General features: G+C 73.4%; 25 protein-coding genes and 1 tRNA gene. 10 read left to right on the top strand and 16 right to left on the bottom strand.

Going from position 1 to position 23,159, the window contains the following annotated elements:
- Window positions 1-392: 392 nt before the first annotated feature.
- The 4 genes from AC069R_RS02370 to AC069R_RS02355 form a co-directional block, all read right to left on the bottom strand.
- A complete protein-coding gene (locus AC069R_RS02370) occupies window positions 393-878 on the bottom strand; it encodes a type II toxin-antitoxin system RatA family toxin (RefSeq protein ID WP_478763799.1) in 486 nt (161 codons plus the stop codon).
- Window positions 865-2,097, bottom strand: a complete 1,233-nt coding sequence (locus tag AC069R_RS02365; protein WP_478763797.1) for a GNAT family N-acetyltransferase — start codon at window positions 2,095-2,097, stop codon at window positions 865-867. Before AC069R_RS02365 ends, AC069R_RS02370 begins: the two co-directional genes overlap by 14 nt.
- A 97-nt stretch (window positions 2,098-2,194) precedes the next feature.
- On the bottom strand, window positions 2,195-3,325 hold the full coding sequence (locus AC069R_RS02360; protein WP_478763795.1) for an acyl-CoA dehydrogenase family protein: 1,131 nt from the start codon (window positions 3,323-3,325) through the stop codon (window positions 2,195-2,197).
- Window positions 3,326-3,363: 38 nt separating this feature from the next.
- Complete coding sequence (locus tag AC069R_RS02355) at window positions 3,364-4,557, bottom strand: cytochrome P450 (RefSeq protein ID WP_478763793.1); 1,194 nt, start codon at window positions 4,555-4,557, stop codon at window positions 3,364-3,366.
- Window positions 4,558-5,017: 460 nt separating this feature from the next.
- On the opposite strand from AC069R_RS02355, the gene AC069R_RS02350 reads away from it, so the two are divergent.
- The 4 genes from AC069R_RS02350 to AC069R_RS02335 are packed head-to-tail and all read left to right on the top strand — an operon-like array spanning window position 5,018 to window position 6,944.
- A complete protein-coding gene (locus tag AC069R_RS02350; RefSeq protein WP_478763791.1) occupies window positions 5,018-5,356 on the top strand; it encodes a hypothetical protein in 339 nt (112 codons plus the stop codon).
- 2 nt (window positions 5,357-5,358) lie between these two features.
- Window positions 5,359-6,261, top strand: a complete 903-nt coding sequence (locus AC069R_RS02345; RefSeq protein ID WP_478763790.1) for a sugar phosphate isomerase/epimerase family protein — start codon at window positions 5,359-5,361, stop codon at window positions 6,259-6,261.
- A gap of 19 nt (window positions 6,262-6,280) precedes the next feature.
- A complete protein-coding gene (locus tag AC069R_RS02340; RefSeq protein WP_478763789.1) occupies window positions 6,281-6,775 on the top strand; it encodes a nucleotidyltransferase domain-containing protein in 495 nt (164 codons plus the stop codon).
- On the top strand, window positions 6,750-6,944 hold the full coding sequence (locus AC069R_RS02335; RefSeq protein WP_478763787.1) for a hypothetical protein: 195 nt from the start codon (window positions 6,750-6,752) through the stop codon (window positions 6,942-6,944). The genes AC069R_RS02340 and AC069R_RS02335 overlap by 26 nt, the downstream gene beginning before the upstream one ends.
- 21 nt (window positions 6,945-6,965) lie before the next feature.
- Here the strand turns inward: AC069R_RS02335 and AC069R_RS02330 are convergent, their stop codons facing one another.
- The 3 genes from AC069R_RS02330 to AC069R_RS02320 all read right to left on the bottom strand — a co-directional run bounded on the left by AC069R_RS02330 (window position 6,966) and on the right by AC069R_RS02320 (window position 9,713).
- On the bottom strand, window positions 6,966-7,970 hold the full coding sequence (locus AC069R_RS02330; RefSeq protein WP_478763785.1) for a Gfo/Idh/MocA family protein: 1,005 nt from the start codon (window positions 7,968-7,970) through the stop codon (window positions 6,966-6,968).
- A gap of 66 nt (window positions 7,971-8,036) precedes the next feature.
- Entirely contained in the window at window positions 8,037-9,185 is a 1,149-nt protein-coding gene (locus tag AC069R_RS02325) for a Gfo/Idh/MocA family protein (protein WP_478763783.1), read from the bottom strand.
- Between the two features lie 183 nt (window positions 9,186-9,368).
- Window positions 9,369-9,713, bottom strand: a complete 345-nt coding sequence (locus tag AC069R_RS02320; RefSeq protein WP_478763781.1) for a cupin domain-containing protein — start codon at window positions 9,711-9,713, stop codon at window positions 9,369-9,371.
- A 131-nt stretch (window positions 9,714-9,844) separates the two neighbouring features.
- On the opposite strand from AC069R_RS02320, the gene AC069R_RS02315 reads away from it, so the two are divergent.
- From AC069R_RS02315 to AC069R_RS02305, 3 genes are all read left to right on the top strand, one after another.
- Window positions 9,845-10,381: a hypothetical protein gene (locus AC069R_RS02315; protein ID WP_478763779.1), complete on the top strand. Its 537-nt coding sequence runs from the start codon at window positions 9,845-9,847 to the stop codon at window positions 10,379-10,381.
- Window positions 10,382-10,466: 85 nt separating this feature from the next.
- Window positions 10,467-10,540, top strand: a tRNA-Pro gene (locus AC069R_RS02310).
- Window positions 10,541-10,789: 249 nt separating this feature from the next.
- Window positions 10,790-11,470 (top strand): pyridoxamine 5'-phosphate oxidase family protein, encoded by a 681-nt coding sequence (locus AC069R_RS02305; protein ID WP_478763778.1) that lies wholly within the window; start codon window positions 10,790-10,792, stop codon window positions 11,468-11,470.
- Between the two features lie 36 nt (window positions 11,471-11,506).
- Here AC069R_RS02305 and AC069R_RS02300 read toward each other — a convergent pair whose 3' ends face one another.
- Both AC069R_RS02300 and AC069R_RS02295 read right to left on the bottom strand, forming a co-directional pair.
- A complete protein-coding gene (locus AC069R_RS02300; RefSeq protein ID WP_478763776.1) occupies window positions 11,507-12,208 on the bottom strand; it encodes an ABC transporter ATP-binding protein in 702 nt (233 codons plus the stop codon).
- Window positions 12,205-13,293 carry an ABC transporter permease gene (locus AC069R_RS02295; protein ID WP_478763774.1) on the bottom strand — a complete coding sequence of 363 codons (1,089 nt, stop codon included), beginning with the start codon at window positions 13,291-13,293 and terminating at the stop codon, window positions 12,205-12,207. The genes AC069R_RS02300 and AC069R_RS02295 overlap by 4 nt, the downstream gene beginning before the upstream one ends.
- Before the next feature lie 172 nt (window positions 13,294-13,465).
- Here AC069R_RS02295 and AC069R_RS02290 point away from each other — a divergent pair, with 172 nt between their 5' ends.
- Both AC069R_RS02290 and AC069R_RS02285 read left to right on the top strand, forming a co-directional pair.
- The gene (locus tag AC069R_RS02290) at window positions 13,466-14,698 is read left to right on the top strand and encodes a sensor histidine kinase (protein WP_478763772.1); all 1,233 of its coding nucleotides are present in this window, start codon (window positions 13,466-13,468) and stop codon (window positions 14,696-14,698) included.
- Window positions 14,695-15,345: a response regulator gene (locus AC069R_RS02285; protein ID WP_478763770.1), complete on the top strand. Its 651-nt coding sequence runs from the start codon at window positions 14,695-14,697 to the stop codon at window positions 15,343-15,345. Before AC069R_RS02290 ends, AC069R_RS02285 begins: the two co-directional genes overlap by 4 nt.
- 48 nt (window positions 15,346-15,393) lie before the next feature.
- Here the strand turns inward: AC069R_RS02285 and AC069R_RS02280 are convergent, their stop codons facing one another.
- The 6 genes from AC069R_RS02280 to AC069R_RS02255 all read right to left on the bottom strand — a co-directional run bounded on the left by AC069R_RS02280 (window position 15,394) and on the right by AC069R_RS02255 (window position 21,408).
- Window positions 15,394-16,647 carry an MFS transporter gene (locus AC069R_RS02280; protein WP_478763769.1) on the bottom strand — a complete coding sequence of 418 codons (1,254 nt, stop codon included), beginning with the start codon at window positions 16,645-16,647 and terminating at the stop codon, window positions 15,394-15,396.
- Complete coding sequence (locus AC069R_RS02275; protein WP_478763767.1) at window positions 16,644-17,429, bottom strand: hypothetical protein; 786 nt, start codon at window positions 17,427-17,429, stop codon at window positions 16,644-16,646. Before AC069R_RS02275 ends, AC069R_RS02280 begins: the two co-directional genes overlap by 4 nt.
- Before the next feature lie 113 nt (window positions 17,430-17,542).
- Window positions 17,543-18,580: an alkaline phosphatase family protein gene (locus AC069R_RS02270; RefSeq protein ID WP_478763765.1), complete on the bottom strand. Its 1,038-nt coding sequence runs from the start codon at window positions 18,578-18,580 to the stop codon at window positions 17,543-17,545.
- 139 nt (window positions 18,581-18,719) lie between these two features.
- Window positions 18,720-19,310, bottom strand: coding sequence for a transposase (locus tag AC069R_RS02265; protein WP_478763764.1), 591 nt, complete (start codon window positions 19,308-19,310; stop codon window positions 18,720-18,722).
- A gap of 26 nt (window positions 19,311-19,336) precedes the next feature.
- Complete coding sequence (gene dhaL / locus AC069R_RS02260; RefSeq protein ID WP_478763762.1) at window positions 19,337-19,975, bottom strand: dihydroxyacetone kinase subunit DhaL; 639 nt, start codon at window positions 19,973-19,975, stop codon at window positions 19,337-19,339.
- A 656-nt stretch (window positions 19,976-20,631) separates the two neighbouring features.
- Window positions 20,632-21,408: an IclR family transcriptional regulator gene (locus tag AC069R_RS02255; protein ID WP_478763760.1), complete on the bottom strand. Its 777-nt coding sequence runs from the start codon at window positions 21,406-21,408 to the stop codon at window positions 20,632-20,634.
- Between the two features lie 71 nt (window positions 21,409-21,479).
- Here AC069R_RS02255 and dhaM point away from each other — a divergent pair, with 71 nt between their 5' ends.
- The gene (gene dhaM / locus AC069R_RS02250) at window positions 21,480-21,872 is read left to right on the top strand and encodes a dihydroxyacetone kinase phosphoryl donor subunit DhaM (RefSeq protein ID WP_478763758.1); all 393 of its coding nucleotides are present in this window, start codon (window positions 21,480-21,482) and stop codon (window positions 21,870-21,872) included.
- Between the two features lie 178 nt (window positions 21,873-22,050).
- Here the strand turns inward: dhaM and AC069R_RS02245 are convergent, their stop codons facing one another.
- Window positions 22,051-23,115 (bottom strand): aminotransferase class I/II-fold pyridoxal phosphate-dependent enzyme, encoded by a 1,065-nt coding sequence (locus AC069R_RS02245; RefSeq protein ID WP_478763756.1) that lies wholly within the window; start codon window positions 23,113-23,115, stop codon window positions 22,051-22,053.
- Window positions 23,116-23,159: the final 44 nt, after the last annotated feature.

Genomic DNA, 23,159 nt, shown 5'->3' with positions numbered 1-23,159 from the left:
CTCTCCCGCCGCTGCGGTACCCGCGCCGCCTCCGGACACGGCCGCATTCCCACGCCGACCGGCCTCGGCCGCCGCTCCGGTGCTTCCATCGCCGCCCGTGACCGTCGCGCCCTCACGCCCACCGGGCCAGCCCGCCGCCACGGCACCTTCGCCGCCGCCCCTCACCGCCCCGCCCCCACGCCCACCGGGCTCAGCCGCCGCCTCGGGACTCTCGCCACCTGCGGCCACCGTCCCGTATCCGCCGGGTTTGCCCGCCGCCTCGGTGGTCCCCTCAGCCCCCGTCACCGCCCCGTCCCCACGCCCACCGGGCACAGTCGCCGCCTCGGCACTCTCGCCGCTGCCCGGCACAGCCCCGCTCCCGCGCTCGCCCGCCGCCCCGGCGCTCCCCCCACTCACCGCCCCGCCCCCGCGTCCGCCCCGCCCATAGGCCGCTCCGACCGCCCCTCCAGCCGCCGCTCCAGCGCCCGCAGCATCTGTGCCGCGTTTTCCCGCAGTGCTTCCGAGGCGACCGGGTTGAGCATGTCGGACAGCAGTGGGATGCCGATGTCGAAGTCGACGTGCAGGGACACCGTGCTGTGGTCCGCGCCGGCCGGTGTCACGGCCCAGTAGCCCGAGAAGTCGCCCAGGTCACCGGCGACTTGGCGGAAGTCGAAGCGCCGCGCCGCGTGATCGAGCACCTCCGCCTCGGTCCAGCGCAGGACGGAGCCCTTGAGGTGGACGGACCATGCCGTCGTACGATGCCGGGCGTCGCCACGCTCGACCACCGTCACCGACTCCACGTTGTCCATGCAGCCCGGATAGGACTCGACGTCGGCCACGGCGGCCCAGGCCTCGTCGGGCGGGGCGGCGATGCGCAGTTCCACGTCAACTCGGGGCATACGAAATCCTCTTCTCGGGCGCGGGAAGCAGCTCGGCGTGCGGACCGAGGGCCTCCGCCAGGGCGGTGTCCAGGGCACGCGGCAGCAGGGCGCGCAGCAGGGCGCGGCGCAGCGGGCGCCGGTGGGTGAGGGCGTAGGACTGGGGGACCAGGTGGCAGCCCAGTTCCACCTTCGGCGTGTACGCGGTCTGCGCGAAGCGGATATGCGTGCAGCCCGACTCGATGGCCAGCCGGATCGCCGCGTAGTGCACCGCGTGGTACAGCCGCGCCTCGTGGGCGATCCGGTAGTCGAGGCCGATCCGCGCCCCGGTCGCGCCGGTGCCCCGGAACAGGCACAGCAGGAACGCCACCAGCCGCTCGCCCTCGAACGCGGCGACCAGCGCCCGCCGGGGCTCGGCGGCGCCCGCGAGGGCGGCGAGGAACGACGCGTCCAGCCGGTCCAGCGTCTGGTCCGCGCGCTCCATCACCTGCTCGTACAGGGCGAGCATCTCGGGCAGCAGGAGAGTGAAGTCCTCGACGAATTCGATGCGCGTGCCCGGCCAGGCCGCGAACTTGCGCAGCTTGCTGCGGGCGTTGCGCCGCGGCTTGGCCGGCAGCGCACGGACGTAATCCTCGAACGAGTCGTACCCGAGCCGCAGTTCGGTGTCCGGCATGCTGCGCGTGAAGAAATACCCCGCGCGCTCCAATTCCGGCCGCAACAGCGCGAGTTCCGCGTCGGCGAAGTCCTTGAACACCACGGTCCCGAGCCCCGCCAGGTCGGCCGCTTCCCCGACCGCCGACACGAGCAGCCGTACGGCCTCCGGTGGCAGCGGACCGGCCCCCAGGACGTGCCCCTGGCCCAGCAGATGGCCGCAGAACAGCATGGGCACCCGCAGCAGGCCGGGGCACACGGCGCGCAGCGGGCGCAGCAGCCGGCGTTCGCGTGGGCCCACCACGTCGTCCAGGCGCAGGGCGGGAAAGAGGCACAGCGGCAGTACGGCCACCACCTCCCCGTCCCGGCGCAGCAGCAGATAGCGGTAGCCCGCGGGGCCGAGGCGACCGCGTTCCATCGCCGCGAACACCCCCTGGGACCACAGCGGATCGTCGGCCGGGGCCAGCCTCCGCCAGACCTGCGGCGGCACGGCGCCGACCGTGCCCGCCACCTCGACCCGGTAGGGCGCCCGCGCCGCCACGGGCGACGGCCCGCCCGGTCGCGGCACCGCACCGCGCTCTCGCCTCATGGATACCTCCTCGGCGGCTGGGATCGACGGGTGGATCGGTGGCTGGGGTTGAGGGGAAGGGGGGATCGGCGGCCAGAGCCCCTGCGCACGGCGCCGCTCAGCCGATGCGCAGCCGGGCGCCGTCGAGGTGCTCCCGCAGCGGCCCGGCCATGCGGGCGCGCGACGGCGGATGGAAGGCGAGCCCGGTCGCGGCCGAGGCGAGGTACGTGCCGTCGGGCGAGCCGATGAACGCCATCCCGCCGAGGGCGGACAGGCACCGGGGTGCCGTGCGGGCGATGGCGTCCTGCGCCGCGTACCGGGCGTGCAGCGCCCGTACCAGGAGTGTGTCGTCCCACGCCTCGGTCTCCATGGCCGTCGCCACGGCCTCCACGGCGAGCATCGCGGCCTCGACGTCGACCAGGAACGGCGTCGGGTCGCCGCCGTAGCCGCCGGGTCTGCTCAGCACCCGTTCGACCAGGCCGCTGATCACCCCCAAATACCCGGCCGTCAGCAGCAGTTCGAACCAGAGGAAGCCCGCGACGTTGAGCGCGTCGGGCACCGCGTCGGCCGTGACCTCGGTGGCGACGACCATCTGCGGATCGAGCTCCACCTCGGTGAGCACCACCTCGTCGCTCTCGGCCCCCGCCAGCACCGGACTGCCCCAGAACGGCCGCACGCTCAGTCCGGGGGTCTTCGCCGGTACCAGCGCCACCGCGAGGCGTGCCACCCCGTCCTCGCCGGTGAGCGTGACGGAGGCGGTGAGCAGGTCCATCGACCGGGACAGGCTGCACGGCTTCTTGCTGCCGTTCAACACCACGCGTCCGCCCCGCAGTTCGGCCCGGATGTGCGGGCGCAGGATGTTCTGGCCGGTGTTGCCCTCCGCGAACCCGGAGGCCAGCAGCAGCCGTTCCCTGGCGACGGCGGTCAGCAGCAGGCCCTCCATTCCGGTGCCGTGCTTCGCGGTCTCCACCAGCCCGGCGACGGAGAAGTGATGCATGGTGGTGGCGACCGCGAGGGACGGGCAGCGGGCGCCGACGGCCCGCTGCGCCCGGACGGCCTGGAGCACCGTGGCCCCGGCGCCGGAGTGCTCGGCGGGCACCAGCAGTCCCGGCCCGCCCGCAGCGCGGAACGCCTCGATCGCGGGGCTCGGCGCGCGCTCCAGGTCGGTCAGCGGATGCGCGGCGAGCGCGGTGTCCAGTCCGGGGAGCAGCCGGTCGAGCACGGCGCGTTCGGTGTGCAGGAAGTTCACGGACGTCCCTTCTGTGGGCCGGGGCCCGGCGGGGCCGCTCAGCCCGAGGTGACCAGGGGCAGCCGGGTGAAGGCCCGCATGCTGATGCTGTCCCGGCGCACCGGGCGCCGGGCGTGGGCCAGTCCGGGGAAGCGCGCCAGCAACTGCCGTACGACGGCGGCGCCTTCGAGGCGGGCGAGGGCCGCGCCCAGGCAGTAGTGGGCGCCCGCGCTGAAGCTGAGCACCCGGATGTCGGGCCGCAGCACGTCGAAGGTGTCGGGGTCCGGATGCCGGGCGGGGTCGCGGCCGGCGGCGGCGAGTACGGTGGTGATGTTGCCGCCCTGCGGGATCGCGACGCCGCCCACGGTCAGCGGCCGGGTGGCGATCCGCTCCGTCATCCGCACCGGGGTGTCCCAGCGCAGGGACTCCTCCACGGCGTTGGGCACCAGCGCGGGGTCCTCGCGCAGCAGGGCCAGCTGGCCGGGGTGGCTGAGCAGGGCGTGCACGGTCAGCCCGAGCAGGCTGGTGGTCGTCTCGAAGCCGGCCACGAACACCAGCAGCAGCAGGTCGAGCAGTTCGCCCTCGCCGAGCCTGCCGTCGCCGGTCTCGCGCACCGCGAGCAGCGCGGAGACCAGGTCGTCGGCGGGTTCGCGGCGGCGCAGGGCGACCAGCCGGGCGAAGTATCCGCGCAGGGCGGTCACCGCCTCGTCGGCGCGTTTCCAGTCCTCGTCGGTGCGCACCGGCTCCAGCAGCCGGCTGGCGTCCTGCCCGTAGTGGTGGAAGCGGTCCTGGTCCGTGTGCGGGACACCGATCAGGTCGCCCACGACGGCCACCGGCAGCGGGTATCCCACCAGTTCCTGGAAGTCGGCCGCGGCGCCGTCGCGGGTGGCGTCGGCGAACCGGTCGAGGAGGGCGGCGGTGGTGGTCTCGATGCGCTCCGTGAGGGCGGCGACCCGGCGGGCGCTGAACCGGTCGGCCACCAGCCGCCGCAGCCGTATGTGGTCGGTGCCGTTGGCGCGCAGCAGCGAGGAGTAGAAGAACACGGCGGCCGGATGCTCGCGCCAGTCGGGCAACTCCGTTTCGCACCAGGTGAGATCGGGAGTGAGACAGGAGGGGTCGCTCAGCACCTGCTGGCAGTCGGCGAACCGGGTCAGGAAGTAGGTGTCGAGCTTCTCGTGGTAATAGACGGGGGCGATACGGCGCAGTTCGGCCAGGGCCGGATAGGGGTCTTCCTTCCCCTCGGCCGTGAACATCGACGAAAGCAGCGTTTCCGAATCCACCGTTGTGGCCTTTCCGGCCATCCGGTCCGGGAGCGGAGTGGCACGACGCCAGTATGTCCCCCGGCTGGTGCGACTTCCATGCCGGTGAATTCTCCGGCCAATTATGACCCACCTCTGGCCGGATCCGATAAGGGGCGTGAAATACGCGCCCTCTTCACTACCCCGAGGTGCGACCGGGTGGTGAAAGAGGGTGAATTTATAAGTCATATAAGCGGGCTTTGTGTGCTGTTAACGCGGCGGCTCGGACTGGTGAATCAGGGCTTTACCGAGGCCCCGGAGCGGAGCCCCGGAGCGAAACCCCGGAACGTGACTATGTCTGGACAAAGTCTTGACAGTGGCCCCGGCGGGGACTTGTATCGCGTCCCGGCACGGCAGCGCCCTTCCCGTCGCACACACAGCGAGGTGCACAGAACGATGGATCGTTCCCATCCCCGTGGTCGGCCTGGACTCGGCTCTCGCCGACGGGAAGCTGAAGCAAAACCCCTCGATCGGCACCGTCGTCACCCTCGGTGCTCCGTTCGCCGCCACCGCGGTGCGATCGGCGGGCGATGCGGGTAGCAAGGCCAGTGTGGCCACCTTCGACCTGGACAAGGACCTCGTGCGGGCCGTGCCCGCCGACCGCGCCGGCATCACCGTTGAACAGTTGACCGACCACATGGCCGGCGGCGCCGGACTCGCCACGCGCCGGTGGGAGTCGTCCCAGGTACGTGGCGTGGACCTCGACGCGTTGCCCGAACGTCCGGGCGACACCTTCCCCGAAGGGATCACCTGACCATGCCGTACGACCTCGACCGCATCCGGGTCGGCTCCGCACCCGACTCCTGGGGCGTCTGGTTCCCCGACGACCCCCGGCAGGTGCCCTGGGACCGCTTCCTGGACGAGGTCGCCGAGGCCGGCTACAGCTGGATCGAACTGGGCCCCTACGGCTACCTCCCCACCGACCCCGCGCGGCTCGCCGAGGAGGTGGACCGCCGCGGCCTCAAGGTCTCCGCGGGCACGGTCTTCACCGGCCTGCACCGTGGCCCCGCCGTCTGGGCGGACACCTGGGCCCACGTCTCCCGAGTCGCCGCGCTCACCCAGGCGATGGACGCCCGGCACCTCGTGGTGATCCCGTCCTTCTGGCGCGACGACAAGACCGCCGAGATCCTGGAACCGCCCGAGCTGACCGCCGAGCAGTGGGGCCACCTCGCGAAGGGCATGGAGCGGCTCGGCCGCCGGGTGAAGGAGACGTACGGCCTCGACATCGTCGTCCACCCGCACGCCGACACCCATATCGACACCGAGGCCCATGTCGCGCGCTTCCTCGACGCGACCGACCCCGGCGCGGTCGGCCTCTGCCTGGACACCGGCCACTACGCCTACTGCGGCGGCGACAGCGTGCGGCTGATCGAGACGTACGGGGAGCGCATCGGCTATCTCCATCTCAAGCAGGTCGACCCGGCCGTCCTCGCCGACGTCGTCGCGCGGGGGCTGCCTTTCGGACCGGCCGTTGCGCGCGGCGTCTTTCGCGAACCTCCGCATGGACTACCGGAATTGGGCCCCGTGCTGGAGGCCGCGCAGAAGCTGGGGGTGGATCTCTTCGCCATCGTGGAGCAGGACATGTATCCCTGCGAGCCGGACAGGCCGCTGCCGATCGCGGTGCGGACGCGGCGGTTCCTGCGGTCCTGCGGGGCGTGAGAAGTGGGGGGCGAGGCGCATGGAAGGGGCTGAGCGTCCGCCGGACCAGACCGGTGTCCCGCCCGAACGCCTCGCATACGTGCGGGACTTCATCGCTCGCCTCGTCCGCTGGGCGCCGACCCGCGAGGACATCACCGGCCTCCTCCTCGCCGGCTCCTCCGCACGCGGTACCGCCCGCTCCGGCTCCGACGTGGACATCGCCCTGCTGACCACCGATCCGGCACCCGACGCGTCGTCGCCGACGGCGCCCTCCCGCTGTACGACCCCTCGCGCGTCCTCGCCGAGTTGGTCCGGCACTGCCGGCCATGACGCCGGGGGTCGGGCGCCGTTCCTGCGCAACCCCGACGGACGCCGTTCCGCGCACCCCTCACGGACGCCGTTCCTGCGCAACCCTGACGGATTCGCGCCAGGCGCGGCCGGGAACGAACCGGGGGCACGCGGGCGTTGTTCAGGTGAACGGGGGCGCCCGCGCAGACGGGAGGACGAGGATGACACACCGTACGGAACCCCGTAAGACGGCACCGGAACCCGCCGAGGCGGCGGCCCGGCGCCGGGACCGCTTCGGCACCCTGCCCGAGCGGATACATCCCGAGGACACGGTCGAGACCAGCCCGGCCACCCTGCCGGACCCGGCCCGCGACCGCTATCACGCGGACGAGTGGCTGGTGCGGTACTGCGGCTGACGAAGCCCCGTACCGCGCGCGTCAGGCCTGCCGCACCTCCGCGACCGGCACCGGGCGGTGCTCGGCGCGGGAGAGCGCGCAGGCCTCCGCGATCCAGCCGGCCTCCAGGGCGTCCCCGACGGTGCACGGAGACGGCCTGGTGCCGGCCACCACCTCGGTGAAAGCGGCCAGTTCGGCGCGGTAGGCGTCGGCGAAGCGGTCCATGAAGAAGGCGTGCGGGATGCCGGAGGGGAAGGCGGCTCCGGACTCGACCGGACGCAGCGGCAGCCGGTCGTCCAGACCCACGGCGATGGCGTCGGCGCTGCCGTGCAGCTCCATGCGGACATCGTAACCCCGGCCGTTGTGGCGGGAGTTGGAGACCAGCGCGATCGTGCCGTCGTCCAGGGTGAGGACCGCGCCCACGGTGTCGGCGTCACCGGCCCGCGCGATGTGATCGGCGCCCCGGTTGCCGCCGACCGCGTACACCTCGGTGACCTCGCGGCCCGTCACCCACCGGATGACGTCGAAGTCGTGCACCGAGCAGTCCCGGAAGATGCCACCGGAGGCGGCGATGTACGCGGCCGGCGGCGGCGCCGGGTCCAGCGTCGTACAGCGCACGGTGTGCAGCGTCCCCAGCTCGCCCGCGCGCACGGCGGCGCGCGCGGCGGCGAAGCCCGCGTCGAAGCGGCGCTGGTAGCCGATCTGGACCGGCACCCCACTGTCGCGCACCGTTTCGAGCACCGCCACGCCCTCCGCCATGGTGCGGGCCACCGGCTTCTCGCAGAAGACCGGGACACCGGCCGCCACACCGGCCCGGATCAGCGCGGGATGGGCGTCCGTGGCCGCCGCCACGACGAGGGCGTCCACCCCTGCGGCCAGCAGCGCCTCCGGCGAATGTGCGACCTCGGCCCCGAACCGCTCGGCGGCGGCCGCCGCGGCCTGTGCGAACGGATCGGCGACCACGAGCGATTCGACGGCGTCGAGCCCGCAGAGGGTCTCGGCGTGGAAGGCACCGATGCGGCCGAGGCCGAGGATTCCGATACGCATGGGTGTTTGCCGCTCCTCAGGTTTCGGACGAAAGGGCGTAAGCGCGAAGGGCGATGCGCAACCCGTCTACAACTCGACCCAGTTGCCGCTCGCCGCGGACTCGGCCATCGCGTCCAGGAGGACCGCGCCGCGCACCGCGTCCGCGAGCGTCGCGCCGTACGGTCTGTCCTCGGCGATGGAGCGCAGGAACCGGTGGGCCTCGATGACCTTCAGATCGTCGTAGCCCATCGCGTTGGCCGCGCCCGGCTGGAACGCGGCGAACTCGCCGTCGCCGGGCCCCACATACACGGTGCTCACCGGCTGGTCCTGGAAGGAGGTGCTCCGGCTGACCGCGAGTTCGTTCATCCGCCGGAAGTCCCAGAACACCGCCCCGCTGGTGCCGTGCACCTCGAAGCCGTAGGCGTTCTGCTCGCCGACCGAGACCCGGCAGGCCTCCAGGACGCCGCGGGCGCCGGAGGCGAAGCGCAGCAGACAGCCGACGTAGTCCTCGTTCTCCACGGGGCCGCGTTCGCCGCCGCGGGCGCGGGCGTGACCGGTGGTGGCACCGCTCGGGCGGGCGCGCTCGGGGACGAAGACCGCGGTGTCGGCGGTGAGCGCGGTGATGTCGCCGAGCAGGAAGCGGGCCAGGTCGGCGCCGTGCGAGGCCAGATCGCCGAGCACCCCGCGACCGCCGCGCTCGCGCTCGTATCGCCAGGTCAGGGCGGCGTCGGGGTGGGCGGCGTAGTCGCTGAACAACCGGAGGCGGACATGGGTGACGGTGCCGATCCCGCCCGCCGCGATCAGCTCGCGGGCGGCCTCCACGGCGGGCGCGTTGCGGTAGTTGAAGCCGACCGTGCCCCGCACCCCGGCGCGCGCGACCGCCTCCGCGACGGCGCGGGCGTCCCCGGCGGACAGGCCCACCGGCTTCTCGATCCACAGGTGCTTGCCGGCCTCGGCCATCGCCACCCCGATCCGGCGGTGCAGGAAGTTCGGCGCGGTGACGCTCACCGCCGCGACGCGGGGATCGGCGGCCACCTCCCGCCAATCGCGGGTCGCGGTGGCGAACCCGAACTGCTCGGCGGCCTCCTCGGCCCGGCCCGGCACCTCCTCGGCGACCGCGATCAGCCGTGGCCGCAGCGGGAGCCGGGGGTAGTGGTGGGGGAGACGGGCGTACGCCCGCGCGTGCACCCGGCCCATCCAGCCGAACCCGACGACGGCGACACCCAGTTCCTCCACCCTGCCCGCCTCTCCGCGTCCGGCACCACGGGACGGGACCACCGTCCCGCGCCCGGCCACCTTTGTCCGGACATGGCGGTGCTGTCAACGCCCCGAACGGGCCGCGGCGTCGAAATCGCCGGTTTCTGCGGGCGCCTACCGATGCGGAGGGCGCCTACCGATCGGGCCCCACAGGTGGGGCGCCTACAGATTGATGGCGTACGCCTTGCGGAGCGTCTCGTGCACGGTCCACGTCGTACGGTCGCCCGCGCGCAGCACGGCCATGTCACCCGGTCCTACCCGCAGCGTCGGGCCGTCCTCGACGTCGATCGTGGCCGAGCCGCTGATCACCACGAACAGCTCGTCGGCCTCGGTGTCGGTGACCACGCCCGGCGTGATCTGCCAGATCCCGCGGAGCTGCCGGCCGTCCGGCGACTCCCAGACCACCTTCCCGGTGACCTCGGGGTTCCCGGAGACGATCTGTCCGGGGTCGAGGGGCTCGGGTTCGAGGTCGGCGTCGGGGATGTGGAGCGCGAAGCTGTGCGTCATGGGCCCGACCCTAACGGCGCCCGCGCCCCGGCCGCCGTCGACAGAGTGTGCGGCATCGGGCCTGGTCGCAGGACACTTCGTCGGGCCGCGCGGACTGGCGGGGGCGCGGGGCGGGGGTGATCGTGGAAGACATGGCCGACTCGACCGCGGCGGACGCCCGGGGACACGCGGGGGGCGGGCCGCGCCCCGGCGGGCACAGCACCCGCGAGGCGCTACTCTTCGGCGGGGTCTACGGCGCCGTCCTCGCCAGCTCGATGGTCGCCGCCCTCACCCGTTACGGCGCCAGCACCCCCGCGACCCGCCGCTACGACGCCCTGTGGCTGCTGGTCACCGCCCTCGCCTCCGCCCTGGCCCACGGCTACGCCCACTACATCGCCGAGCGCGCTCCGCACCGCCGCTGGGACGGCGTGCGCGCCCTGCGCAACGAGTGGCCGCTGGTCGCGGCCGTCCTGCCGACGGTCTTCCTGCTCGCGGGCGCGGGCTGGGGGTGGTGGCCGGCCAAGGGCGTCGAATACCCCGCCTTCACCCTGAACATCCTGATCCTGTTCACCCTCGGCCTGACCACGGCCCGCAAGGCGGCCCGCCCCTGGCCCGCCGCCGTCCTCATGGGCCTCGGTGACGCCCTCCTCGGCCTGATCGTGGTCGTCGCCAACACCCTCATCAAATGACCCCGGCCCCGATGTCACCAGGCACCCGAGCGCATACGGTAAGGTTGACCTGCGTGATCACGCGACACACCGCGTGAGACCGCAACGGGACGTGGCGCAGCTTGGTAGCGCACTTGACTGGGGGTCAAGGGGTCGCAGGTTCAAATCCTGTCGTCCCGACTCGGCAGAGTCGTGATCGAGGGCCGGTTTCGGAGAAATCCGAGACCGGCCCTCGTCGTTTTCGGGGTCGACGATCGGGTACGGCGCACATCTCTCCGGGGCGAGAGGGCAAAGGATTCCGTGGGAAAGCGCGCTTGGAACAACGAATCAAGAAGATTCATGGCGGTCAAGCGATGGAATCAGTACCATACCTCACTGTCCGCTCACGCCGCAGGACCGCGACCCGGCCCGTACACAGAGGAAGCGCCGATGAACTCCCCTGCCGCCGCACGCCAGTTGCCGGTCACCGAGCGCACCCGTCACCGCCGCTTGCGCGAGCAGGGCAGCCTGGACCGGGGGCAGCTCGACGCGATACTCGACGCCGGTTTCGTCTGTCACCTCGGCGTCACCGTCGAGGGCACGCTCATGGTCGTACCGACCGTCTACGGCCGCGACGGCGGAACGCTGTACTTCCACGGCTCGGTCGCCGGCCGCAGCCTGGTCGCCTCGCCCGGTGCCACGGTCTGCGTCACCGTCACCCACGTCGACGGACTCGTCCTGGCCCGCTCGGTGTTCGAGCACGGCGTCAACTACCGCAGCGCCATGGTCTACGGCACTCCCCGCCTGGTCACCGACCCCGGCGAGAAGCTCGCCGGCCTGCGCTGCCTCACCGAGCACGCCGCGCCCGGCCAGTGGGACTACGCCCGCGGCCCGAGCCGCAAGGAACTCGCCGCGACCGCGCTGCTCGCCCTCTCCCTGGACGAGGCGTCCGTCAAGGTCCGTACCGGCGCCCCGGACGACGGCGACGGCGACGACGCCCGACTCGGCCTGTGGGCCGGCGTGCTCCCGCTGCGCGCCACGTGGGGCGCCCTGGAGCCGGACCCGGCGCTGCCCGAGGGCATCGAGCCCCCCGCCCATCTGGCGCAGCGGGCCGGCACCCCGGCGACCTGAACCGACGCTCGAACCGCCGGTATTCCGCCCCGGCGCCTACGAGCGCGGCCTCCCCTCGCTGGGGCACTCCAGCGCCGCGAGCCGCCCGTCCCGTACCTCGGCGATCCGGTCGGCGACCGCCAGGTGGGTGTGGTCGTGGGTGACCAGGACCGTGGCGGTGTTCCGGTCGTGGGTCAGCCGGGTGAGCAGGTCGAGGACGGCGGTGCCGCGCTCGTGGTCCAGGGCGCTGGTGGGTTCGTCGACGAGCAGCACCGCGGGGTCGTTCATCAGGGCGCGGGCGATGTTGACCCGCTGCCGCTGACCGCCGGAGAGCTGGTGGGGGCGGCGCCCGGCCTGCCCGGCGAGGCCGACCGCGTCGAGCAGCGCCATGGCCCGGCCGCGCGCCCTGGCGGGGGAGCGGCCGGCGATGTGGGCCATCACCTGGAGCTGTTCGGCGGCGGTGAGCGAGGGCAGCAGATGGGGCTGCTGGAAGACGATGCCGATCCGGTCCCGGCGCAGCTCGGTCAGCTCGGCCCGGCTCAGTCCCGCGGTGCGGACGCCGTCGATGGTCACGGTGCCGCTGTCCGGTGTGATCAGCGTCGCGGCGACGGCCAGCAGGCTGGACTTGCCCGAGCCGGAGGGGCCGACCACGGCGGTCAGGCTGCCCTGAGGGACCTCCAGAGCGACCCGGTCGAGGGCGGTCAGCCGGGTGTCGCCGTCGGGATAGGTGAGGGTGATGTCGCTCAGGCGCAGGCTCATCGGGCGCTCCCCAGGGCGGTCAGCGGGTCGACGGAGGTGATGCGGCGGACGGACAGCGCGGCCCCGAGGGCACCGAGTACGACCGTCACCGCGGCCGGCACCAGGACGGTTCCGGGGGAGAGGACGAACGGCACGGCGCCGCCCACGACGAGCGCCCCCAGTGCGGCGGCGACGCCGGTGCCGAGCAGGGTGCCGCCGACGAGCAGCACGACGGCCTGGCCGAGCGCGTCCCCGAGCAGGTAGGCGGTGGAGGCGCCCAGGGCCTTCAGCACGGCGACGTCGGCACCCCGCTGGATGGTCCACACGGTGAAGAAGGCGCCGATGACCAGCGCGGAGATGGCGAACAGGAAGCCGCGCATCAGCTGGAGGGAGCCGTTCTCGGAGGTGTAGGAGCCGATCGCGGACAGCGAGTCGGCCCTGGCGACGGTCCTGGTGCCCGCCCGCCGGTCGATCGCCGCGAGGTCGGCCCCGGAGCCGGTGGTCAGGGCGATCACGGTGGCGGCCGGGCGTTTCCCGTCGCCGGTGGGCGGGGCGGTCCCGCGCCACACGTCGAGGCTGGTCCAGACGACCGGGGTGTGGCTGAAGAAGGCGTCGCCCCGCACCGCGGCGACCGTCAGCCGCCGCCCGGCGAGGGTGAGGGTGCCGCCCTCGGTCACGCCGAGGGCGTCGGCGGCGCCGGTGGACAGCACCACCGTACGGTCGTCGAGCCTGCCGCCGTCCGGGGCGAGGCGGGAGCCGGGGCGGACGCCGAAGACGGCGACCCCGGCGGTCCGCTGCCCGGCGCCGGCCTTGGTGGTGCCGATCCCCAGCGGTTCGGCGCGCTCGACGCCGGGGGCCGCGGCCCACTGCCGCCACTGCGCCGCGGTGACGGTGGAGTCGGCGTACGACAGACCCTGGCCGCGGGCGGGCGCCTGGAAGGCGATCCCGGTGGCGGGCAGGCCGGTGATCGCCGACACGTTCTGCCGGCCCAGCCCGGCCGTCAGCCCGGACAGCAGCCCGACCAGCAGGGTGATCAGTACGACGACGGTTCCCATCAGGGCGAAGCGCCCCTTGGCGAACCCCAGGTCTCTCCAGGCGACGAACACGGCCTCGGCTGTCCTCTCCGGCGGTGGAAGCGGTATGCCCCCACCGTCGCCGCCGGCCCCCCGTGCGCGCGTCCGGCGCCGGACGGCACTTCGTGGGCCGGAAGGCGGTGCGCGGGTTCCACCTTTCGACAGAGGCCGCCGGTTTGGAACCTCTCGTAGCCTGTAAGGCACTGTGAACACCGCTTCCCCCGCTCCGACCCCGACCACTCGGGCCCTGTCCTGGTGCCTGCACCTGCTGGTCGTGGGCCTGCTCACGCTGGTCGCCTGGCGGGCGGTGGCCGACGGCCGGACCGCCGCCTGGCCCGTCGTCACCGCCGCCGTGGCCTGCGCCGGGGTCTACGCGGCCGGGCCCCCGCTGCCCGCCGTGCGCCGCTCCCGGCGGGCCGCGGCGCTGTGGCTCGCCGCGGTGGGCGCCGTATGGCTGGTGCTGCTGGTCCTGTCCCCCGACGCGGTGTGGGTGGCGTTCCCGCTGTACTTCCTCCAGCTCCATCTGCTGCCGCGCCGGGCCCAGATCGCGGCCGTGGCCGCCACCGCGGCGGCGGCCGTCTGCGGCTTCGCCGCCCACCAGGGCTCCTTCGGCGCCGCCATGGTGATCGGGCCCGCGCTCGGCGCCGCGGTCGCGGTCGCGGTGGTACGGGGGTACGAGGCCCTGTACCGGGAGAGCGAGCGGCGCAGACGGCTGATCGAGGAACTCACCGCCACCCGCGCCGACCTTGACCGGGTCCAGCACACCGCGGGGGTGCTGGCCGAGCGCGAACGCCTGGCCCGCGAGATCCACGACACCCTCGCCCAGGGCCTGTCCAGCATCCAGTTGCTGCTGCGCGCCGCCGAACGCGCCCTGCCCGGCCGGCCCGATGCCGCCGCCGGCCATGTGGCGGCGGCCCGGCAGGCCGCGGTGGACAATCTCGCCGAGGCCCGCCGCTTCGTCGCCGCCCTCAGCCCGCCCGCCCTGGACGGCAGCACGCTCGCCGACGCGCTGGCACGGCTGTGCGCCACCACCGGCACCCACCACCGGATCCCGGTGCGGTTCCACCTCACCGGCGACCCGGTCCCGCTGCCCACGGCGCACGAGGTCGCCCTGCTGCGCATCGCCCAGTCCGCCCTCGCCAACACCGTGCGCCACGCCCGCGCCACCGGCGCCGACGTCACCCTCGGCTACCGCGGCGACCACATCGCCCTCGACATCACCGACGACGGCACCGGCTTCGACCCCGCGCTGCCGCCCGCGCCCGACCCGGAGAGCGGCGGCTTCGGCCTGGCGGCCATGCGCGCCCGGATGCACGACCTCGGCGGCACCCTGACCATCGCCGCCGCGCCCGGCCACGGGACCTCCCTGGCCGCGCGGCTCCCGCTCGGCGCCCCCGCCGACCGCACGCCCACCCCCGCATTCGAGGCCCGCCCGTGACCGACGACAGCTCCCCGCGCACCCCCATCCGCCTGCTCCTGGCCGACGACCACCCCGTGGTCCGGGCCGGGCTGCGGGCGGTGCTGGAGACCGAGCCCGGCCTCGTGATCGTTGCCGAGGCCGCCACCGCGGAGGAGGCCGTCGCCCGCGCCGCCGGGGGCGATGTCGACGTCGTCCTCATGGACCTCCAGTTCGGCAAGGGCATGGGCGGCGCCGAGGCCACCGCGCGGATCACCGCCAGGCCGGGGGCGCCGCGCGTCCTGGTCGTCACGACGTACGACTCCGACGCCGACACGCTGCCCGCCATCGAGGCCGGCGCCACCGGTTACCTCCTCAAGGACGCGCCGCCCGAGGACCTGGCCGCCGCCGTACGCACCGCCGCGGCCGGCCGCACCACCCTCGCCCCCGCGGTCGCCGAGCGCCTCATGAACCGGCTGCGCACGCCGGGCGCCGCCCTGACCCGGCGCGAGACCGAGGTGCTCACCCTGGTCGCCGGCGGCCTCTCCAACCAGGCCGTCGCCCACCGCCTCCACCTCACCGAGGGGACCGTCAAGTCCCACCTGGCCCGCGTCTACACGAAGCTGGGCGTCGACTCCCGCACCGCCGCGGTCGCGACGGCCACGGACCTGGGGCTGATCCGGCGCTGACGTGGGCGCGGTGCGCGAACCGGGACACGAACCCGGCGCCGTACCGGCTTACGTCAGGTCGCGCATGCGGCGGATGCCGCTGGTCCACACGGCCAGCGGGGTCAGGAAGGCGAGGGCGCAGATCAGCCACAGCGCCCCCCGGTTGCCGAGGGCACTGGCCGTGGCGCCGGCGGTGAGCGCGCCGAACGGCACCGCCCCCCAGGAGATGAACCGGACCGTGGCCATCACGCGGGGCAGCAGCTCGGGCGGGGTGACCGTCTGCCGGTGGGTGCGGGTGAGGATGCTGAGTACGACGATGCTCGCGCCGAAACACAGGTTGCCGAGCGCGAACAGCAGCAGCCCCCAGCCGCTTCCCGCCAGCGGCATCAGCAGCGCGAGGGACGCGCCGAACAGGGTGGAGGCCAGGATGGTGCGGGCGCTGCCGACGCGGCCGGCGAGCCGCGGGGTGAGCGTGGCGCCGAGGAGACTGCCGAGCCCCTCCATGGCGATCAGCACACCGACGAGCCCTGCCGGTGTGCCGAGCGTGCGCACCAGGAAGACCGGGAGCAGTGCCATGAAGGCGCCGCAGGTGAAGTTGGCCAGTGTGGCCGCGGCGACGCAGGGGCGGATGACCTTGTGGTGGGTGACGAACCGCCAGCCCTCCTTGATCTGCCCCGCCATCGACTCCGCCGGCCCCCCGGACCGGACGGGGGCGGGCCGTGGCAGGGTGCGCAGCAGCACCGCGGAGACGACGTAGCTGACGACGTCGAAGACGAGGGTGAGCGCGCCGCCGAAGACCTGGACCAGCAGACCGCCGAGCGAGGGCCCGCCCAGCTGGGTGGCCGACACCGAGGCGGACGTCAGGCTGTTGCGGGCGGTCAGTTCCTCCTTGCTGACGATCGACGGCAGGAACGTGGAGTTGCCCACGTCGAACAGGACCGTCGCCAGCCCGATCACCAGCGCCACCAGGACCAGCTGGGCCAGATGCAGGACGCCGAACGCGGCCGCCACCGGTACCGACACCAGGGCCGCCGCCCGGATGAGGTCCATCGCGACCTGCGTACCGCGCAACGGCAGCCGCTGCACGATCACCCCGGCGGGCAGGCCGATGGCGATCCAGGCGGCGTACTGGGCCGCGGTCAGGAAACTGACCTGGAGGCTGGAGGCGTGCAGCACGCCGACCGCCACCAGGGGCAGGGCGACGGTGGTGATCGCGTCACCGGTGCCGCTGATCGTGGACGCGGTCCAGTACCGCCAGAACGCGGAGGCGGAGCGCCGGTCCGCCGCCGGATCGAGTGGTCTGACGTCCTGGTGGGCGGTCACGAGATCTCGACCTCCATGGTCAGGTCCCGGCATCGCTGAATGACGAGGTTGACCCAGGTCTGGGGCTGGTCGGGATCGAAGGACCGCATGGTCTCCAGGGCCCAGTACTCCTCGAACGCCAGCGCGTCCGGCCGGACCTCGCGGAACCGGCGTGCCCGCCACTTCGGCGTACGGGAGCCGAAGTTGCCCTTGCTCTCCAGCAGGGCGTCCACGGTGTGCCCGAGCGCCTTGCGGGCGGACAGCACCGCGCTGTCGAAGTCCCCGGCGGCCAGCTGGCCGCCGGCGTCCTCGATGGAGGAGTCCGCCTCGGCCAGCGAGCGGGTGGTCACGAAGGCCCGGAAGGCGGACTTCTCGACCTTGCGCCGGCACTCGTCGGCCCAGGCGGCACCGCTGAGGGTGAGGCAGGTGCTCATCCGCTCCAGGAACAGCTCCTCGGCGTCGATCAGCGCCTTGGCCGTGGAGCTGCCGGCCTCGAACTGTTCCCAGCTGACCTTGTCGATCATCTGCTGGACCTGGCTGTCGAGCCAGTACTTGATCTCCCAGCGCCGGCCGTCCACGTGCAGCACGACCGCGGGGACGACACCGGGCTGGAGCGGTACCGGGATGGTACGGGCGCTGTCGCCGGTCCACGGGGTGGAGGAGACGACGTTGAAGTCGTAGTCGCTGGACTCGTTGGACCAGCCGCGGGCGACCGAACCCACACAGCACACCGCGAGGCAGTCCGCCGGTATGAGCCCGCGGCGATCCATCTCCTCCAGGCAACCGGTCAGACTTGTACTCATCGCTCTACCTCCTGGGAAATTACTCGCCTCAGCGTTCAGCACAGCCGCTCGTGCCGTCAACCGCCACGTGAGACAGGGGAGTTGGATCGAAAACGGGTGACTGCGGGCCGTGCTCAGCGCCATACGGCGAAGGGGGTCTCGGTCTCCTCGGGCGCGAAGGAGCCGTGGTCGTAGCGGTAGGCGGCATCGGTGAGGAACTTCTCCCCCTCCGCCACCAGCAGGACGTCGCCGACCCGGCCCCGTGCGGCCGAGCCCGGCGCGAAGACCCGGTCCGCCGGCATGACCCGCACGGCGCGGGGGAGCGCCGCGCGCAGTCGTGCGGACAGACCGGCGCCGCCGTCGCGGTCCTCGGGATACAGCCAGCGCATACGTCCGGCGCCGCCCATCGTGAAGCCGTGCCGCTGTCCCATGTGGTCGAGAAGGTCCGCGAGCGCGGGGTCGTGCACCGTGGGCACCAGACCGTGATCGGCGTGGGCCACCACCACGACACCCCGCGCGACCAGCGCGTCGGCGAACGCGCCGAGAGCCGTGAGGACTTCGGTGGTGTGGCTGTCGTACCCGTGCCGGTGCACGTGCTGATCGACCTCCACGTAGCACCACAGGAGGCAGGGCTGCCCGCTGCCGTGCCGGGCGAGTGTCTCCTCGACCGCCGTGCGGACGCGGGCGGCCACCTCGGCGGACGTCCGCCTGCGGTAGGCGCCGTGCTCCGTGTAGAAGGAGTGGCCCGCGAGTGGGCGGGCGTGTGCCAGCAGGGCGTCGCGCCAGGCGGAACCGTAGTGCTCCATGTCGCCGAGCACCGCGAGCGGCGTACGGCCGTGCCGGGCCGCGTCGGAGAAGACGTTGCCGGCGGCCGGGGTCAGGCCGGCGCCTTGGTAGTCGAGGAAGTTGACCAGCGCGGGGCCGCCCGAGGGCGCCGCGAAGACCACTCCGGGCACCGCGTGGTCGTCGACGCCGAGACCGGTCAGGGAGCTGAGCCAGCAGGCGGAGGACGTCGTCGGGGAGACCGCGCGCATCAGCCGGACGTCGGCGGACGGCCAACAGGGGCGCGCCGCGGCGAGGTTGACGCCGTCCAGCGCGAGCACGACGACGTGCCGCCGCGGGTTCTCGGCCATCACCCGGTCGAGCCGTCCGCGGAAATCGGTGAGGGACATCGATGCAGGGGCGTTCACCGCTGAGGGACCACACTCTCTGTCGAACGTACCCGGCGGGGACCGGATCTGACGGGGCGTCGGCCCGGCGGCGCCTTAGACATCGTCGGCGCTGTCCACGGCACCCTCCACCCGGCGGCCCTCACTGGGCCCGGCGCAGTGCCTGGCCCGTGGCCTGCGCCGGGGCGCGGGTCGGGCCGAACAGACGGACCGTGAGATCGCCCGGCTGATGCAGCCGGATGCGCGGGTTGAGGCCCTCGCCGCGCCGTGGCTGCGCCTGAGGGCTCCGGGCGGGGGCGGGCGCGGTGCGGTTCAGCCGCTCCTCGGCCAGTGCGCCGATGATGTCGGCCCACTGGCGGGTGTGACCGGGCATCTGCGGCCTGCGGGAGGACTCGCGGATGCGGTTCCACAGACCGGCCTCGCTCCACTGCGTGAAACGGCGGTGGGTGTTCTGCCAGGACACGGTGAACGCCTTCGGCAGCGCCCGCCAGGGCACCCCGCTCACCAGGACGTACACGATCGCGGCGAACATCGCCTCGTCGTCGGCGCGTTGGGTGCCGCCCCCCTGTGGCCGCGCCGCGGGGCGCGGGAGGTACGGGCGGGCCAGCGGCCACAGCGCCATGGGGGCGAGCCAGGCGAAACGGCCCGCGCCCGGCGTCGTCGCCTGGGACTGCGGGTAGGGCCCCGGCGACTCGGGCAGACGTGCGGCGCCGGGAGCGGGTGTCTGTCGCAACGGGGAGACCGTCTGCGGGTACCGGGTCACTTGGCCTCCAGGGCGGTCGCAAGGGCACGGAAGATCAGCGCGGTCGAGGCCGCGCCCGGATCCTGATGGCCCACACTGCGCAGGCCGAGATAGGAGGCGCGGCCGCGGCGGGCCTGCATCGGCTCGGTGGCGCGCGCCCCCTCGGCGGCGGCCGTGGCCGCGGCTCGCGCGCAGGCCGCGAGTCCGGCTCCGGCCGCGGCCTCGCGGGCGAACGCGTCGGCGGCCGGTCCGTACGCGTCGTACATGGTCTTGTCGCCCGGCCGGGCGGCGCCCAGGCGCTGGATGCTGTCACGGGCCGCGGCGAGCGCCGCCGCGAGCCGGTGCGTGCCGGTCTCCGCTCCGGGTGCGTCGAGGGCCTTGCCCAGGGCTTTGAAGGAGTTGCCGAACAGCGGTCCGGAGGCCCCTCCGATGGTCGAGACGAGGGTGTCGCCCGCGGCGACCAGAAGCCCGCCCGCCGTCGCGCCGTCCGTTCCGCCCGCCCCCAGGGACCGCACGACCGCGGCGTATCCGCGTTGCATGTTGACGCCGTGGTCACCGTCGCCGATGGCTGCGTCCAGGTCGGTCAGCCGGTCCTTCTCCTGGTCGATCAGCACTGCCGTCGTGCACAGCCACTCGTGTATCCGTGCGGGGTCCAACGGTCGTCCTCCCGTGCATGTGTGGTCGTCAGCTTGTGCCACCCGCGGCAGCCGCAGTGCGGTGCCGGGGTGCTCACGGGTGTCGTGCAGAGGTCGAGGAGGTGGGAGCCGGCGCGGCGGACGGTGAAGGGCACGTCTGCCGCGCCCGACTCGCTGACGCCATGGCCGGCCGGCGTCTGCGGGAGGGTCTGTACGGGGGAAGGACCGGCCGGGCCCGGTACGGCGGCCGCGGGCAACCCGGCCGGATCCGGCGGGAGATGGACGAGGAGGAGCGTGTCGTCCCGACCGGGACGGACGCCGGACCGCCCGCGCGCCCGGTCACTCGGGTTCCGGCGGGACGGCGTGGGCCGGGGTGGGCGGACACTCTCGCGGTGAGCGTGTCGGACGCTAACGCCGCGGCCGTGTTGATCAGCCTCTTCAGGACGCCCCCTACCATGAGCGGCCGCTCGCACCGAGCGGTCGTCAGACCGTGCACGCCCGGTCATGACGAACGCGGTACCTGAGCCAACTCATCCTCGCGATCAGAACACTGTTCTCCATCGCTGAACGATTACCTGAAAGTTAGATTTCCGTACCCCTGCTGTCAAGGGACGGCCACGCCCGACAATCGACGGTTTTCGCTGGTGGGCAGGGGTTTCGGGGGAGAGATGTCCTGTTCAGCCGATGGTCTGGCGTCCGGTGGCGCGGGACGCCCCCAGTTCGCGCGAAAGGTTCCGTGCCGTCTCGCGGGTCGCGATCGCGTGCGCTTCGCGGTTCGGCTCGGCGAGCAGCCGCTCGACCGGACCGACCACCCCGATGGCGCCCGCGACCGCCCCGGTGCGGTCGAAGACGGGCGCCGCGATGCCGGCGTCCCCCAGCGTCGACTCCTGGCTCTCCAGGGCGTAGCCGACGTCCTGGGCACGCTCCAACTGGGCGGTCAGTTCAGCCGGTTCGGTCACGGTCCGGCCGGTGAGCGAGTCCAGGGGCCCGTCCAGGGCGCGCTTGCGCGCCTCGGGGGCGGAGAAGGCGATGATGGCCTTGCCGAGGGCGCACGCGTTCCAGGGCAGCCTGGCCCCGGTCTCCAGCGCCTGCACGCCCCCCTGCGGGCGCAGCGCGTGGTGGACCACCAGCACCTCGTCCCGGACCAGCACCCCCACCCAGACGGCTTCGTCGGTCCGGGCGGCCAGCAGGTCGGACCAGGTCACCGCACGGGTGCGCAACTCGTGCGTGTCCAGGTAGGCGTTGCCGAACGTGACCAGGGCAGGGCCCAGGCGGTACTTGCCGGACTCGGGGTCCTGCCCCACCAGACCCTCGCACTCAAGGGTGCGCAGCAGCCCGTGGACGGCCGACTTCGAGACGCCGACGCGCTCGGCGAGCTCGGTGACGCCCAGCCGCGGTGCGGCCGTCAGTTCCCGCAGGATGTGGACGGCACGCCTGACCGACTCAACCACCACGCTCTTTTCCTCATGCTCCGGTGTGGGTTCTGTATTGATGAATCATGTTCTGATATTTAGGCTACGCGTTCATGAACCCGTCCGTCGGCATCGTCCTGGTGTCACACAGCGTAAGGCTTGCTGACGGCGTGGCAGAGCTGGTCGCGCAGATCGGGCCGGATCGCGTGCCGGTCGTCGCCGCGGGAGGCGACGACCACGGCGGGCTGGGCACCAGCTACCGCCGTGTCCGCGAGGCGCTCGGCGCGGCGGACCGGGGGGCCGGAGTCGTGGTGGTGCCGGATCTGGGCAGCGCGGTGCTGACGGCGCGTGCGGTCCTTGAGGACCATCGCCGCCCGGATGTCGTCATCGCCGACGTGCCCTTCGTGGAGGGCGCCGTCGCGGCCGCGGTGGCCTCGGCGGGCGGCGCGGATCTCGCCACCGTCCTCAAGAGCGCGGAGGAGTCACGTTTTGTCAGCAAGTTCTGAGCCCGCGAGTTCCGGGTCCGCGCATCCGACGGAGGTGCCCGGAAGCAGCCGGAGGTCCGTCGTGCTCCCCGCCGACCTCCATGCCCGCCCCGCCGGGCGCATCGCCACCGCCGCGCCGGCCGGGATACTCGCCACCGCCGAGTAGCCCGAGGGGGGCCGCCCGTGTGCCGTGAGCCCTTCAGGGAGTGGTCGTGCGGTCCAGGCGGGATTCCAGTTCGGCCAGCCGGTGTGCCGCGAGCGGGACACTGAGCCGGCCGACCGCGACGAGAGCGCCGGTCCGGGCCGACCACACCGGCTGCACCTTGCCCTGGACACCGCGGGACAGCAGTGACTCCACCACCACCTGCGGCTTCTCGGGGAAGATCACATAGGGCAGGCCGTCCGCCGCCGCGACCGGCTCGGGCAGCCCGGCGGCCGTCAACAGGTCGCGTACGTACGGCTTGTGCGCCGCGATGCGGGCCCGCAGACCGGAGGTCACGTCGCCGAGCCCGAGGACGCGCCGTCCGACGCGCAGCGACAGCGACGAGGCGCCGAGCGGCGCCACCACGCCGCGTACCTCCCCGGTCAGGGCGGCGGACGAGACGCAGTAGCCGAGACGCACCCCGCCGAGGCCGTACGCCTTGGACAGTCCGCGCACGACGATCAGGTTGGACACCTCCGCGGCGAGGTTCGCCGCGCTGAACCCGGCGGGGCAGTAGTTGGCGTTGGACTCGTCGATCAGTACCACCGCACCCCGCTCCGCGGTGCCCGCGCACAACTCGCGCACCGCGTCGAGATCGGCGAAGCGGTCGTCGGTGAGCGCGGGACGCTCCAGGAGCACGATGTCACCGGGCGGCCCGGCGCCGAAGGGCACACAGCGGCCGCCCGCCCTGGCCACCCAGTGCGGGTGGTCGGGGTAGACGTCGGTCAGGACCTCCACCGTCGCCCCGGCGGCCAGCAGGCTCAGGTCGTGCAGCAGCGGACCGACCCCGGCGCCGCAGGTCACCGACGCGGACCAGCCGGGCCGCCCGAAGAAGTCGGCGACCACCGGACCGAGTACGCCTTCGCCGTAGGGGTCCTTGACCATGTAGTCGCCGGTGTACGGCAGGGCCTCGGCCACCTCGGCGGTCAGCTCCTGCGCCACCACCGCCATGACGTCCGCACCCAGCAGGTCCCGTTCGTCCTGCGTCCAGGCGAGGTTGAGCAGGTCCGCCCCGTCGGACAGGGCACCCAGCTTCTCGTACGAGCCGATGGCGAGGGGCATGGAGGGGGGACCGCCTTCCGGATCGGTGACCGGCCTGCGGGCGG

This window comes from Streptomyces sp. NPDC043952, from assembly GCF_056435325.1.
Note: the sequence above shows the minus strand (reverse complement) of the source record. Positions and strands in the feature narration are given on the sequence as shown.